The organism is Sphingobacterium yanglingense, assembly GCF_004363245.1.
Taxonomy (GTDB): Bacteria; Bacteroidota; Bacteroidia; order Sphingobacteriales; family Sphingobacteriaceae; genus Sphingobacterium; species Sphingobacterium yanglingense.
This window is the reverse complement of record NZ_SNYV01000011.1, coordinates 1,397,895-1,412,428: the sequence shown is the minus strand read 5'-3', so window position 1 is coordinate 1,412,428 and position 14,534 is coordinate 1,397,895. Positions and strand designations below refer to the sequence as shown.

Below are 14,534 nucleotides of genomic sequence, written 5' to 3'. Positions count from 1 at the left end.
ATGAATATAAGAAAAGCAGAATTGACTGATCTCCCGACGCTAGATGCACTTTATCTTTCGTTGTTCAAGCAGATGGCGGTTTATGAACCTAATTATATGAATGCTGCTAGACAGGATGAAGCTTTTATAAAGAAAGTCATTGCAGGTGAAGATAATTTTATTGGTTTCGTTTACGAAGAACAGGGAGTTGTGCTTGGAATGGCTGTGGCCCAACTACAGTCTACCGATCCTTACAATTGTTTGAAGCCTTTGAAATCTGTGTATCTAATGGATATTGTCGTAGCGGAAGATATGCAAGGTAAGGGCATTGGGAAATCACTTCTTCAGCAAGTTAAAGATTGGGGAAGATTCAATCAGGTTGATTATTTTGAACTCACTGTGTTGACAAGCAATAGATCTGCGATGGCTCTTTATGAACGAGAAGGGCTTCTACCGTTCAGTATGTCGATGCGTATGGTTTTGTAATACATCATTATATATATTTAAAACTACGTTTGTTTAGACGTAGTTTTTTTATTTCCTAATCTATGATTACTTTTAAAGGTTAGATAATGTTTTACTATTTGAATGAATCCCATTATTCAACAGTTTAAAAGGTATGGTTTTCTCAGTTCAGAAGCTGAGAAAGCTATTGAGGATAGAACCAAGTGTCTTTTTAAGAAGAAGCATGATCATTTTCTGAAATCAGGACAGGTGTTGTCAAGTTATTTTGTTTTGGAAAAAGGCTTGATTCGCGCTTACTTTTATCGAGATAATAAAGAGGTGAATACTTGGTTTGGTGAAGAAAATCAGATTTTTGGCTCTATACTACCTATATACACGAATCGGCCTTCCTTTGAGAATATACAGTTTTTAGAGGATTCGGAGGTATATGCTATTTCTGTAGAGGATTTGAATGAGCTGTATCGGTTGTATCCCGAACTCAACCTAATAGGACGTAAGATAGCGGAAGAGGTTTGTGTAATTTTAGAAGAGCGTAGTATCTCACTCCATACCGAATCTGCTACTGAACGATATCAGTCGTTGATTCGCTTGCAACCTAGACTGCTAAGTCGTGTTAACCTTGGACATATTGCTTCTTACCTAGGCATTACTCAGGAGACCTTGAGTCGAATCCGGAGATATTAGTTGATTTTGATATACATCAAAAAATGTTGCCTTTTTGGACTCTATTTTTGTGCTTTATAATTTAACTGTTTGAAAATGAATTGGATCGCGTTGATTGCTGCCGGTATTTTTGAGATTGGTTGGCCCCTAGGTTTAAAAATGGCTCAAAATGGTGAAGGAAGTAAAGCCGGTTGGGTACTCTTAGCTATTGTATCTATGGGGATTAGTGGGGCATTGTTGTTTTACGCTCAAAAAACTATTCCGATAGGTACTGCATATGCGGTATGGACAGGATTAGGAGCCGTAGGTACATTATTGGTCGGAATCACATTTTTTGGAGATTCTGCTAGTATTTTTCGATTGCTTTCTGCTGTATTAATTGTAGCCGGAATTGTTGGGTTGAAAGTGTTTTAGATTTTTTCCATGCTTTCTCCTAAGGTGTTAAAAAGGGGAAGCATGGCGTTTTTTGATTTTTCCGGATGTCCTAAAGAATTGGTTTTTAATTAAAGATTTCTTTATTTAGCTGTATAGAAATCAAATATAATGGGCAACGATTATTCAGAGCAAGTGGTAGACGAAGAAGAGATTGGTTCTCTTTTTAGAATGTACTACGCTGTGTTCTGTGTTCAGGCATTGCGTGTTGTGCACGATGTCGATGTAGCTAAAGATCTGGTTCAGGATTTCTTTATTAATTATTGGGAGCGTCGGAAACAGGGGATGGGACGTCCTGAGGAGTTTAAGCATTATGGGATGCGTGCTGTCCGGAATCTAGGAATTGACTATTGTCGAAGGCTGCAGGTGAAAGAACGAAAAGCGGAAGTGTTTTCTAATGTGGAACCTGCTTATAACCCTTCAAGAGAACAGGAGGAAGAATCTTCTTATTACGACCGCCTGCAACGGATTTTTGAACTTTTGGAAGAACTTCCTGAGGGACAGAGAACAATATTAAAACTCCATGCTTTAGATAAAATGAGCTATCTCCAAATCGCTCATGCGCAAGGTGTAAGTATAAACACGGTCCGAACCCAACTAAGTAGGGCCTATAGTTCATTAAGGAAGTCCGCATCTGGGCTACTTTTACTTGCTTTATTGACATATATTTAAAAATAATCATATTGTAAATCAGTCTTTTGTGCTTTTTATTCAAAGAGCTGTCACATCTTTTGTGTTTTTTTGCGACTTACAGTTACGATGGAGTCAAAAAAGTTTTCCCCCGAAGAGCCCGATTGGGATAAGTTTCTTGAGCAACTGAATTCAGATTCTCAATTAGAGGGTCAATTTTCACCTGCAGAGTCAATGCAGTTTAAGGAGCTTAAACATTTAGTTGAAGAAACTGCCGATGCCCTAACTGTATACGAGAAGTTGGATTGCAAAGGAAGTTGGGATACTTTTATGGGCAAGGCGCGAGAACATAACTTGATTAAGGAAGAGGTGAGGAATAGATTTTGGTCAAATAGACTTTTTATGCGCTATGCAGCAGCTGCGGTCTTTTTGGTTTTGACCGTTGGGGGCTACTTTCTACTAAAGACTAAAGTTGGGAATACTGTTGAAGATGCGGTTATAGCAGATGGCATAGTACCAGGAGGGAACAAAGCTCTTCTGACTCTTTCCAACGGCGATAAGATGGTGTTGGATGCGGATGAAAAAGGAATTCGTATTGATGATAAGGGGATCCGTTATGCGAGTGGCGCTGCTGTGTCTTCTCTTTCTCAGGAGGTGACCTTTGCGACTCTTAGTGTGCCGCGGGCAGGTCAGTATCAGTTGATATTGCCGGATGGAAGTAAAGTTTGGTTGAATTCAGAGTCAGAGTTGACATATCCTGTTACTTTTACGGGTACTGCACGTGTTGTCCATCTGAAGGGTGAGGGATTTTTTGATGTACAGCATATGGTGGATAGGCCTTTTATTGTGAAAAGCAAAGGTCAGGATATTGAGGTTTTGGGTACAGCGTTCAATGTATCGGCTTATGAAAACGACGAAGCCACGACAACCACATTGGTAAGGGGTAGTGTACAGGTGGGAGTGAGAGACATGGACGAACAGTTTCAGCTGAAACCTGGCATGCAGGCCTTGACAAAGAATGGTCGTGTCCGTGTTAAAACCGGGGTTAATGTGGAAGAGTATACTGCGTGGAAAGATGGTGTTATTGTATTGGAGAAACAAAATATACAAGAGGTTCTTAAACAAATAGAGCGATGGTATGATGTTGAGTTTGTTACTGGAAAGACCAATCTACCGATAGAAACGATGTCTGGGGAGGTATCGAACAAGCTTCCTATCGATGTGCTTTTGAAGGGCATCGAGGGGCAATTGAATATTAAATTTGAGCAAAATGGAAGGAGGTTTATGATTAAGAATTAGGTACTAGAACTACTATTCTTTGTCATGAGAGAGGCCGTAGATGCTACCAACACCTACGACCGAGTGTCAGGGAATATCAAAAATTATGTTGAAAGAATTTTTTTACTAACCTAACCTGACAAAAGTAATCAATATCCTCGTGAACATAAATAGCTAATTTGATGTGTATTGTAGGATTTTATGATGTGGATTCACTAGGATTGCTTTTGCAGGGGAAATTTAAATTTATGAATCTTAGAAACCTTGACAAGGTGCGGACATTGCTGTGGCGATGTATTGCTCGATTTGTCACATGTAAACCGACAGGTATTGGTGTTATTATGAAGTTAATTATCTTTTTGACATTTGCCTTTTCTCTTCAGGCTTCGGCAAGTTTATTAGCTCAGCGTGTTTCTCTTTCTGTCAAAAAGGGCAATTTAAAGTCAGTATTGACGGAACTTAGAAAACAAAGTGGGTATTCGTTTATCTATAGCGATCAGGATTTTAAGGATGCTAAACCTGTAGATTTTGAGGTTAAGGAGAAGGATATACTAGAAGTGCTACCTGTACTATTTGCAGGGCAGCCATTGACTTACACTGTAAATGGGAAATTGATTAGCCTGAACCGTCAGGTTGCAAAAACAAAGACCGATGTAGTAGGAATGAAGGCCGATGAGGCCTCTGATCTGCAGCAACGTATTACAGGAAAGGTGGTAGACGAAAATGGACGGCCGTTGGCTGGTGTTACTATTTCTGTCCAAGGACAGCGTGCAGGCGCAGTTACAGATGGGAATGGAGTATTTGCTTTGACTGTAGGATCTTCGGAGGTGTCTTTGTTGGTGACGTATGTAGGGTATCAATCCCGCACATTGCGTGCTATGGCTAATATGGAGACGATTGTCTTGTCTCCTCAAGAGTCTACGCTAGAAGAAGCTACTGTGCAGATTAATACGGGGTACCAAACTGTTTCTAAGGAACGGATGACGGGAGCTTTTGGTTATGTCAGTGGTGAACAATTGGAACGAAAGCTGGCCACGGGCATTAAGAATGCGTTGGAAGGACAGATTTCGGGATTGGTTATAGACCGTACCGGGAATGTGGAGATTAGAGGGGTTTCTACTTTTACGGCACAGATGACTCCGCTTCTTGTCGTTGATGGCTATCCTATCGAAGGACGTCTTGAGGATTTGAATCCGATGAATATCAGTAGTGTTACTGTTTTGAAGGACGGTGTCGCAGCTTCGATTTATGGCTCTAGAGCGGCAAATGGTGTTATTGTAGTGACAACGAAGAATGGGCTTTCGGGTAAGCCGAGGTTACATTATTCGGGTTTCTTTAATGCTGTGCAACGTCCTAATCTCCGACGCTTGAACAAAGCGTCTTCGGCAGATTACATCGATGCGGAGATTGAATTGTTTAATCTTGATCCAGATGCCGCATCTCCTATGGACTCTTACAATATGAGCCGTGTGACCTATTTATTGATGCAGGTACGTGAGGGGAAAATCACAGAAGAGGAAGCGAATAGAGAAATTGAATCACTGAAAAAAGTAGATGGACTGAAACAGATTGAACAAGCCTTCTTTCGTCCAGAGACTAACCATCAACATAATATAGGTATTGGTGGAGGTAGTGAGGAATATACTTATAATATTGCTGTTAACTATTTGGCATCCCAACAGAATATAATCAACAATCATAGTAAGCGGTTGACTTTTGATCTGAAGAACGAATGGAAACCTTTTTCATTCCTGACGGCCGGAGCGTCTGCTAATTTTGTGGTTAATAACTCGGAGTCGAGTAGTATGTTGGTGACGAATCAATGGGGTACCAATCCTGTCGGTTATGATTTTTCAGCGCTGACAAGTTGGTCTCTGCAAACTATGCTACAGCCGTATACCAATTTATGGGATGAAGCAGGAAATCCTGCTCCAGTCTGGGGATTGAGCCAATATAAAGAGGAAACGTATCGGAATACACCAGGTATGAAACGCTGGGATTATAACCCGATAGAGGATTTTGATAAAAGCCGTTATACCGGCAAGTCGTTCTCGTCTCGTATTACTGGATTTTTACGAGCTCAGTTGCTGGCTGGTCTTACTGCAGAAATCGGTGGAAACTGGGAAAAAGGTAATACCTTGACACAGGGTTTTCAATCAGGCGATGCTTATGATATCCGTATCGCTTATAATGATGCGACTTCTCGGTCTAATCCTGCCTTACATTATTTGCCAGAGGGGGGCGTGATTAACGAGAATAGGAATCTTAACGAGTCTTGGACGTTGAGGTCGCAATTGAACTATAATACCATTTTGGGGGAAGGGAAGCATCGTATTCATGCTCTATTTGGAAATGAGGTTAGAAAGTTAACTTTTGATAATAATGAGCTAGCGTCACGATTTGGATATAATCCTATCGCTGGAAGTTTTATCCCTGTGAATATTAAAGACTATCTGGGAGGACTCTATGATTCGGACATGTTGTTTGAAGCAACTTTTCCGGGTATGACGAATGGTGAGTTTAAGTACAGGGATACTCGTTTTGTCTCCTGGTATGGTAATTCGTCATACGAGTATGATAATCGTTTTATCCTTAGCGGTAGTATCCGTATGGATATGACCAACTTCTTTGGTACAAGCAAGAAGTATCGTTATAAACCGATGTGGTCGTTGGGAGGGACATATAAGTTGAGTAATGAAAAGTTCTGGGATAGCGAACTTGTGAATAAGTTATTTGTGCGTGGGTCTTATGGGATAAATGGTAATATTTCTTTGAATAATGGTCCATCAATGATTTTACGGGCAGGAAGTTATTCACCAACTACAGGCGGTATTGCTTATAATGTAGCTTCCCCTCCTAATGATCAGCTTCGTTGGGAAAAGACGACTATTGCGAATATCGGGATAGACTTTGGTTTATTCAAAAACCGAGTGGAAGGCTCTTTCGATTATTATAACAAGGAGAGTACAGATCTGTTGACTGGCGATGCTATTGACCCAACTTTTGGATATGGTTCTTTGGTCCGAAATGTGGGGGCGATGCGTAATCATGGTATTGAGCTTGGCTTGAATGTACGGGTTGTAGAGGGAACTGATTTTCGGTGGATGGTGTCACCGAATGTCTCTTTGAATATTAATAAGGTGAATTACTATCGTGTGAACCGTACATCTCCAATACATTTGACTGCTGGTGCCGGAGTACTTGTAGAGGGGTATCCTGCAACGTCTTTGTGGGGATATAAATTTGCTGGATTGAACGATATTGGACAGACCCAGGTTTATAACAAAGATGGTCAGATCATTCTTATCGGTGGGGCAAAAATTCCGGATATGGTATATCAAGGAACGCTAAGACCTAAATGGGATATGGCATTGACTAATAATTTTACTTATAAAGATCTGAATCTTTCATTTATGATGATTGCTAAACTTGGCCATAAATATCGTAAGGATGGGTTTGCGGGTTCGAATATCCAAACTAGGACAGTAGGGCAACGTTGGAATCCTGAATCTTCTACCAATAATACGATTTATCCTGTATTACAAAGTTGGAATATGGATATGTTTTATTTTCCTTTTATAGACCGTCTTATCGGGAATGCAAGTTATGCCAAACTACGCGATGTGACTCTGACATATGATTTGAGCCGGTACACGAAATCATTGCATATCCCCAATGCGCAGGTATATGTGCAGGGACGTAATTTGTTTTATGTGACCGCTAAGGGAGTGGATATCGATCCGGAGACTGCCGAGCAGAATATTTCTGGAGGTGCCACCTACGAAAAGGAACAATCCTTTAGTTCTCTGCCTGTGCCAAGAGAGTTTTTCATTGGTTTAAAAATCGGTTTCTAACAATTAAGATATTATTAGACATGAGAAGAAATATATTAACGATTCTATTGACGGGTCTTTTGATTAATAGTAGTTGTACGAAATTTTTGGATGTGAAACCTGTAGGTCAACTTATACCTACTAAGGTCGAAGATCTGGAGAATTTATTGAACAGTAATAATACAGTTGAACTGTTTTTTGTTGATAATAACAGAGGTAGTTTTTATGCTCACTTAGGAGATAATTTAAGGATTAGTGATAATCAGGCCAAATATCTGTTTTTGAACACGAATCCTAATGTAGAGCGTTTAGCTGCATATAAATTTTACTATCCTTACTTTGATCCGAATAAATCAGCTCCTACCTGGGACAATGCAATCTATAAAGCTGCGGGCATTTTTAATGTTGTGATTGATGAGGTTACGAAATTGAATGCTCAGGATTCGGATTTAGGTAAAATGCTTATCGCCCAAGCGAAGGCAGGTCGAGCGTGGAGTTATATGGTGGGTGGCTTGGCTTATGGTCCTATGTTTGATCCAAGTGGGAGTAATGATACCCGAGTATTACCTTATCGCAAAGCGAGCTCTCCAAATGAACCGCATCCTGGATTATCGACTACGGGTGAAATAATGGATTTAGTAGAACGAGATCTATTGGAGGCTCTAGATGCCCCTCTTCATGTTGCTAACCCATCACGTGCGAGTATTACTACGGTACATGCACTTTTGGCACAACTGTATATGTATAAGCGGGATTGGGTAAAGATGTCGGAACATGCAGATCTAGCCTGGACGAAGGCGTTAAGCGCGAAGGGAAATGCCGATAATCTTATCTATAATTACAATGACTTCTTTTATAGACCAGATGACAATGCGACACCAACTCCAGGTACGGACGTGGAGACGGTGTTAGATCTACAAGGGCCTGATAATTTGCATTTTCAGACCAATAATCGCGAATTTCTTCTCTTTAGAACGGGACCTGTAGGTACGAATAGTTATCCTTCTGATGAGTTTTTGAGTCTTTTTGATACGAATAGTGATAAGCGCTATAAGTTGTTTGCCCTGAAGAAATTGGGCTATTCGACTACTGTGGGTGGTGTGCGTTACAACGACGGGATACAGCGGTATTATATGAAGGATAGTAAGATGATCAGCAATGCAGGATTGACTTACCCAGAACTCTTATTGATGCGTTCGGAAGCCAATGCCCGAAATGGTAGGTTAGGACTCGCTTTACAAGACCTTAATTTGTTGCGTAAATATAGGTATAGCGGAAATACCACTGATTTGGCGGGGGGTAGTTCATTAGATAAAGATGCCTTGTTGTATGAGATTTTAAAAGAACGTCGTAGGGAACTCCCAATGGCTTCGTTCCAGCGTGTATTGGATATAAAGCGTCTGGCTTTGGATAGTGGAAAGCCGTGGTGCAAGACGCGTATCGAACATGTCATTGATGGAAAGTCTTATGCTGCGGATGTGAAGAGTAAATACTATACCTTACAGATCAGTAATTCGATTATTTCCTTCAACCCACAATGGGGTTTGCAACCTAATAATGATCCTTATTTACCCGCTTCATTTTAGGACTAATAACTATATAAATGATAATAATTTAATCCGATGATAAAAACTATTATAAGTGTGCTATTGTGTGTGCCAACGCTGCTGTTTGCACAAAATGAAAAATATAAAATTGAAGGAGCTATTAAGAAGTCGACTCCGGGAGATAAAGTGTATTTGTCTTATCGTCTTGATGGAGAAAATGTACGTGATAGCTCGGATATTCGTCAAGGCAAATTTACCTTTTCAGGTATATTGAACGGTCCGACACGGATATCGCTCACTGTAGCTCCGCAAAGACCTGATTTTGGAAGTGGAATGGGGGATACCTATATTCTTTATTTGGATAAGGGCAATGTACGTTTGAACGCAGATGATTCTATCCGAAATGCTACATTGATAGGACCTCAGTTGTCTACAGAGTTTGTTGCCTATTCTAAGCTAATAGAAAAGCCTGTAAATGCTATCCGTGCTATTGAGCAACGTTGGTACGATGCCCCTATGGAACTGCGTGATGACGAAGATTTTATTAACGAGTTGACCACGTTGACTGAGCCTATTCGGGAGAAAAAGTATGGCATTCAATGGGAGTATATCAAGACGCATCCTAATTCTTACTTTAGTTTAGTAGCTCTCCAGGAGGTGGCTGGTTTAGAAATGGACGTACCCTTAGTGTCTCGTTTTTTTGAAGCACTCCCTGCGGATTTGCGAAACTCTCCTGAGGGAAAGGTTTTCGCGCAGCGTATTGCTGTTGCTAAAACTACGGCGGTGGGAGTGATGGCGCCTGATTTTGTTCAGTATGATATCCATGATAAGGTCGTTAAGCTTTCTGATTTCAGAGGACAGTATGTGCTTTTGGACTTTTGGGCTTCTTGGTGTGGACCTTGCCGGGCAGAAAATCCTCGGGTGGTAGCTGCTTATCATAAATACAAGTCGCGCAATTTTACGATACTGGGAGTTTCCTTGGATAGTCCAGGTAAGAAAGCGAATTGGATCAAGGCGATAGAGGAAGATCAATTACCTTGGAATCATGTGAGCGATCTGTTGGGATGGAAGAATGCTGCGGCTACGCTGTATGGTGTACGTGGGATTCCTCAAAACTATCTTATAGGACCTGATGGGCGAATTGTCGCATTTAATCTTCACGGTGATGATTTGGATAATAAGCTTGCAGAGCTTTTGCCTTAGGGAACTTTTACAAAAAGAAAACGCCTGTAGCGGGGAGCTACAGGCGTTCTTAACTAACCAATTATTAACCTAAATTATGAATACACAAATATAAGACAGAAATCTGTTTTGAAGTGTTAAGATATTGTTAATGTTTGTTTTGTTTCATGCTTGTTACATGGTATTTAATTTTGTAATATTTTATTTTGGTGAAATTATATTAACATTTTAGTCGGCTTTACCCTTTTAGACCACTAATTATACTTCCTACTATTACTGCTAGTACAATCAGGGTGATGATAATGTACATGGTGTCTTTTTCAATAATGAATCCTACAAGTGATCCAATCACACGAACTATAGGCGTACAGATGAGAAATAGAACGCCAAGTTGTATAATCTGTGGCACATTGATTTGCATGACACCCGATATTATCCCCGATATAGTGGTGTTTGCATTTGTCTCTCCAATAAATTCGGTATAATTGGGGATAGGGTCTTTGCCGTGTACCGTTAAGTAGAGCATACCGCCTATTATTAGGGTGATGGAGGCTAGTAGAACTCCAATACGGAGAATTTGCCCTACTAAGAGGGATATGTCTTTATCATTCCAGTAGTTTTTTGAGAATACATGTTTCATAGGTGCTTGGTTTTTAGGTTGTTTAGAACTTGTTTTGAAGGCCATTATAAATCATTTGCAATGCAACCAGGGTGATGGCTATAGCAAATATTAAACGTAGTGTTTTGGGGTTCATTTTTTTCAAAAGTTTCGAACCCGTGATAGCGCCACAAAGAACGCCTAGAATGACGGGAAAAGCAATACCTGGATCCATATAACCTCGCTGCAGATACACTACCGCTGAAGCTGCAGCTGTTACGCCAATCATGAAATTACTTGTAGTAGTACTTACCTTAAAAGGGATTTTCATTAAGCCATCCATTGCCAATACCTTTAGCGATCCAGAACCTATACCCAAGAGTCCTGATAGTACCCCGGCTACTCCCATAAGAGAAAAGCCTCCAACAATGTTCGTAAGTTTGTAGGGAACTTTTTGACCATCTACAGGGTAGGTACTATTGAGTTTTAGTTTTTCGGCCAGGGGAGATCCGCCCTCTAGGGCGTGTTCATTTTTCTTGCGCAATGTCATGATTGCAGAAAAGATAAGCACTACACCAAAAATTATTGCGATGGTGTTGGTCGGCATGTATATGGCTATTAATGCGCCTATTACAGCACCTATTGTTGTCGCTATCTCTAAAAACATTCCCAATCTGATATTGGTAATTCCTTCTTTTACATAAGCTGTGGCTGCGCCAGAGGATGTGGCGATGGAAGCCAGTAAGGCAGCACCTATGGCATAGCGAATGTCAACATGAAATAGTAGAGTAAGAAGCGGTATAACAACAACGCCTCCGCCCAACCCTGTGAGTGAGCCCAGTAATCCAGCAATGAAGGTTCCGAGAAATAAAATCAGTGTAAAAGTAAGTATTGTCATATTTATCGTTTTATGGGATTCGATTGCTTTGTGCAATAAAACTAAGTGGTCCTAAAGTCGGGGTAAACTTAGTGGGATTTTATTGTTTTTAAAACAAAGGAAGAGGAATAAATACAATTGTTACATGTCTAATGCAGATGAGTTCGATAAGATGGACTATCCTTTCTTTTTGGAGATGAGGAGCAGCAAGCTTACTTTAATCAATTTTGGTACTTGCCGAGTTTAGAAAAATAGGTTACCTTTGCATTTGATTTTTAAGTAATGTCTGTTATGTCGTTTCTTTCCGCATAATTACCATATCGCAATTTTACACGCCACACCTAGGGGTGTCGAGGCTATACTGCTATCTCTTGTCGAGAGATAAGGTATCGGACCTCCGATTCGATATGGGCCCACTCAATTTTTTATAATTTATTTTTTTTACTGTCGATCTACAGCACTTATGTTGTAGAATAGGCTATTTTATACTAGAATTTGAGATGAATATTTATCCGGAAAACTTTGAACAGAAGTTGAATTTTGACGTAATCCGTGAACATATAGTAGCCAAATGTTTGAGCCCTCTGGGTGAAGAATTGGTTTTTGCTATGTCATTTTCTTCAGATTATGAAACAGTAATAACAAATCTTATACAAACCCAAGAATTTGTGGAAATCATTCATTCTAAGGCTGATTTTCCGACAACTTACTTTTTGGATATGCGTCATACACTGCTTGGCGTAGAGCGTGACTTGTCTACCTGGCTATCGGCCGAAGAGGTGGGAGATTTAGTGAATTCTTTAGAAACGATAACATCTATTGTCGACTTTTTTGTTTTACTGACCACAAGTGGTGTTTATCCTGAGCTTAAAAAATTAGCAGAGAGAATTGCCGTTTTTCCTGTTATTCTTGAGGAGGGGAGCAGACTTCTTGATAAATCTGGCCATATTAGGGATAATGCTTCCCGTGAGCTTGCTTCTATCCGCAAGCGTAAAATAGAAGCGGAAAAAGATGTTGCGAGAAGTATGCAGGCAGCACTTCGAAGTGCACATAGTCAGGGGGTTGTGACTAAAGATGTGCCTATTGATATGCGAGGTGGGCACTTCTTGATCCCAGTCACTGCATCTAATAAACGTAAGATTAAAGGTGTAGTGCGGGATAGTTCCGGTAGTGGGAAGACTTTTTTTATAGAGCCCGAAGCTGTTGTAGAGGCTAGTTACAGGCTTCGCGAATTGGAAAATGACGAACGGCGGGAGATTGCTCGTTTATTAATGGTTTTTACCAATTTGGTGCGGGAGGAGTTGACTGCATTACTGCAAGCTTACGCTTTTATGGGAACTATTGACTTTATCCGTGCAAAGGCTCTTTTTGCTATACGTATAGATGGCACGATGCCATTGATGAAAAATAGACCACACGTTTATTGGCATCAGGCTATACATCCTTTACTGGATATGAAGTTACGGCAAGAAAACAAGAGAGCCGAGTCTTTGGGAATTTATCTTACGGAAGAACATCGCATCTTGATTATTTCGGGGGTAAATGCTGGAGGTAAATCACTCTGTCTAAAAACTACGGCTTTATTACAATACATGCTTCAATGTGGTGTTTTGATTCCTGTTGGTAAGAATGCCGAAGGAGGTGTTTTCGACCGTTTATTTTTGGATATTGGGGATGGGCAAAGTTTGGAAAACAGTTTGAGTACTTACACGTCTCACCTCACTCATATGCGTAATATTTTGTCATATCATGATGATCGAAGCTTAATCCTTATCGATGAGTTTGGAGGAGGTACCGAACCACAGGTAGGTGGTGCCATAGCTGAAACATTATTGGAACGGTTTAATTCGAAAAGAAGTTTTGGATTGATTACCACGCACTTTCAGAATTTGAAACGCTATGCCTATCAAGCAGAAGGTGTCCGAAATGCAGCGATGTTGTACGACGTGGTTGGTATGCGTCCGTTGTATAGGTTGTCTATCGGCACTGCTGGAAGCTCTTTTGCTTTTGAAGTAGCACGGCGTATAGGTTTGCCCGAAGATATACTATTAAAAGCTTCAGATAGGGTAGGTGATGTAGATCTCGTGTTGGCGGACTCACCGGTAAGCACGGTTACTGAGGAGGTTCAGGATAGTGTTGAAATGCTTGAAGTCGATATTACCGAAGAAGATTTGACTGATGCCATGATTATAGAGAATATTTTGGAAACTCCAGTGATACGGCCATTAAAGAAAGGAGATAGGGTGCGTGTAAAAGGACAACAAATTGTAGGTGTCTTAATGCAAATGCAGGGTAGCTTAGGAAAAGTTGCTTTTGGTGAGCTGCAGAGCAATATCAAGTTGAATCGTCTTGAATTAGCCTCTGATTAGAGGTAAGGGACGTTAGACAGCTATTTACCATTTATTTAGCCCCATTATTTCAGTCTGTTAAAAGCTGAAATAATGGAGCTTATGATGTTAAGCAGTGGTCTTTAGTATATTTCTGTACGTGTATTTGGGGTATATGTGACGTTTTGCAAAACGAGCTGGCGAATCTGCATTAACAAATTTAATATACTCGTTTTTCGGCACACTGAAATATTCGTACTTGCTACCGTTTAGAAATGTAATCGTCAATACCTGACTTTCCCATTCAAAGTCCACTATTGCTGAATTTGTTATTGTGTCTTGATATATAGGAAGCTGATTGCTCAAGGTTTCTGGACATATACTTACCAAAAAATGGTATGCTTCTATCATTTCTTTACTTTTCTCTTCTGCCGCAGCCAGGCCTTCTTGATCATTGGCAAATCGATCCGGATGACATTCCTTCATGATTTGTCGGTAGCGGGCCTTCAATGTGCTAAGGTCAACTTTGCTATCCACGTCCAATAGTCTTCTGTAATCTGCTATTTTTTTCATGGGGGCAAAGGTAATGATTCTCATGTAGTAAATCAGGTGATTTGTAAAAAATACAAGAAAGTATAGTTGTCGGGATTAGGTTGGAGGTTAAGGGGATCTGGATTAATGAGTATACAGAAAGTCCTTTGATCTCTAGTTTTGAAGCAAAAG

The 14,534-nt window shown here is 40.3% G+C and carries 12 protein-coding genes; 9 read left to right on the top strand and 3 right to left on the bottom strand.

The genetic code is table 11. The features are described from left to right. The 8 genes from CLV99_RS08205 (at nt 1) to CLV99_RS08170 (ending at nt 10,030) form a co-directional block, all read left to right on the top strand. Complete coding sequence (locus CLV99_RS08205) at nt 1–465, top strand: GNAT family N-acetyltransferase (RefSeq protein ID WP_133583991.1); 465 nt, start codon at nt 1–3, stop codon at nt 463–465. Between the two features lie 102 nt (nt 466–567). Beyond that, nucleotides 568–1,128, top strand: a complete 561-nt coding sequence (locus tag CLV99_RS08200; protein WP_133583990.1) for a Crp/Fnr family transcriptional regulator — start codon at nt 568–570, stop codon at nt 1,126–1,128. Nucleotides 1,129–1,203: 75 nt separating this feature from the next. Next, the gene (locus tag CLV99_RS08195) at nt 1,204–1,521 is read left to right on the top strand and encodes a DMT family transporter (RefSeq protein WP_133583989.1); all 318 of its coding nucleotides are present in this window, start codon (nt 1,204–1,206) and stop codon (nt 1,519–1,521) included. A gap of 129 nt (nt 1,522–1,650) precedes the next feature. Then, nucleotides 1,651–2,211 carry a sigma-70 family RNA polymerase sigma factor gene (locus tag CLV99_RS08190; protein ID WP_133583988.1) on the top strand — a complete coding sequence of 187 codons (561 nt, stop codon included), beginning with the start codon at nt 1,651–1,653 and terminating at the stop codon, nt 2,209–2,211. Between the two features lie 87 nt (nt 2,212–2,298). Further along, nucleotides 2,299–3,468 (top strand): FecR family protein, encoded by a 1,170-nt coding sequence (locus CLV99_RS08185; RefSeq protein WP_133583987.1) that lies wholly within the window; start codon nt 2,299–2,301, stop codon nt 3,466–3,468. A 227-nt stretch (nt 3,469–3,695) separates the two neighbouring features. After that, on the top strand, nt 3,696–7,301 hold the full coding sequence (locus CLV99_RS08180; protein ID WP_162850061.1) for a SusC/RagA family TonB-linked outer membrane protein: 3,606 nt from the start codon (nt 3,696–3,698) through the stop codon (nt 7,299–7,301). Nucleotides 7,302–7,321: 20 nt separating this feature from the next. Then, nucleotides 7,322–8,866 (top strand): RagB/SusD family nutrient uptake outer membrane protein, encoded by a 1,545-nt coding sequence (locus CLV99_RS08175; RefSeq protein ID WP_133583985.1) that lies wholly within the window; start codon nt 7,322–7,324, stop codon nt 8,864–8,866. Between the two features lie 36 nt (nt 8,867–8,902). After that, on the top strand, nt 8,903–10,030 hold the full coding sequence (locus tag CLV99_RS08170; protein WP_133583984.1) for a TlpA disulfide reductase family protein: 1,128 nt from the start codon (nt 8,903–8,905) through the stop codon (nt 10,028–10,030). A 217-nt stretch (nt 10,031–10,247) separates the two neighbouring features. Here CLV99_RS08170 and CLV99_RS08165 read toward each other — a convergent pair whose 3' ends face one another. Beyond that, nucleotides 10,248–10,649, bottom strand: coding sequence for a DUF1634 domain-containing protein (locus CLV99_RS08165; RefSeq protein WP_133583983.1), 402 nt, complete (start codon nt 10,647–10,649; stop codon nt 10,248–10,250). A gap of 22 nt (nt 10,650–10,671) precedes the next feature. After that, nucleotides 10,672–11,505 (bottom strand): sulfite exporter TauE/SafE family protein, encoded by an 834-nt coding sequence (locus CLV99_RS08160; protein ID WP_133583982.1) that lies wholly within the window; start codon nt 11,503–11,505, stop codon nt 10,672–10,674. Nucleotides 11,506–11,984: 479 nt separating this feature from the next. On the opposite strand from CLV99_RS08160, the gene CLV99_RS08155 reads away from it, so the two are divergent. Then, on the top strand, nt 11,985–13,853 hold the full coding sequence (locus tag CLV99_RS08155) for an endonuclease MutS2 (RefSeq protein ID WP_133583981.1): 1,869 nt from the start codon (nt 11,985–11,987) through the stop codon (nt 13,851–13,853). Between the two features lie 87 nt (nt 13,854–13,940). On the opposite strand, the gene CLV99_RS08150 is transcribed toward CLV99_RS08155, so the two are convergent. Next, nucleotides 13,941–14,384, bottom strand: coding sequence for a KTSC domain-containing protein (locus CLV99_RS08150; RefSeq protein WP_133583980.1), 444 nt, complete (start codon nt 14,382–14,384; stop codon nt 13,941–13,943). Nucleotides 14,385–14,534: the final 150 nt, after the last annotated feature.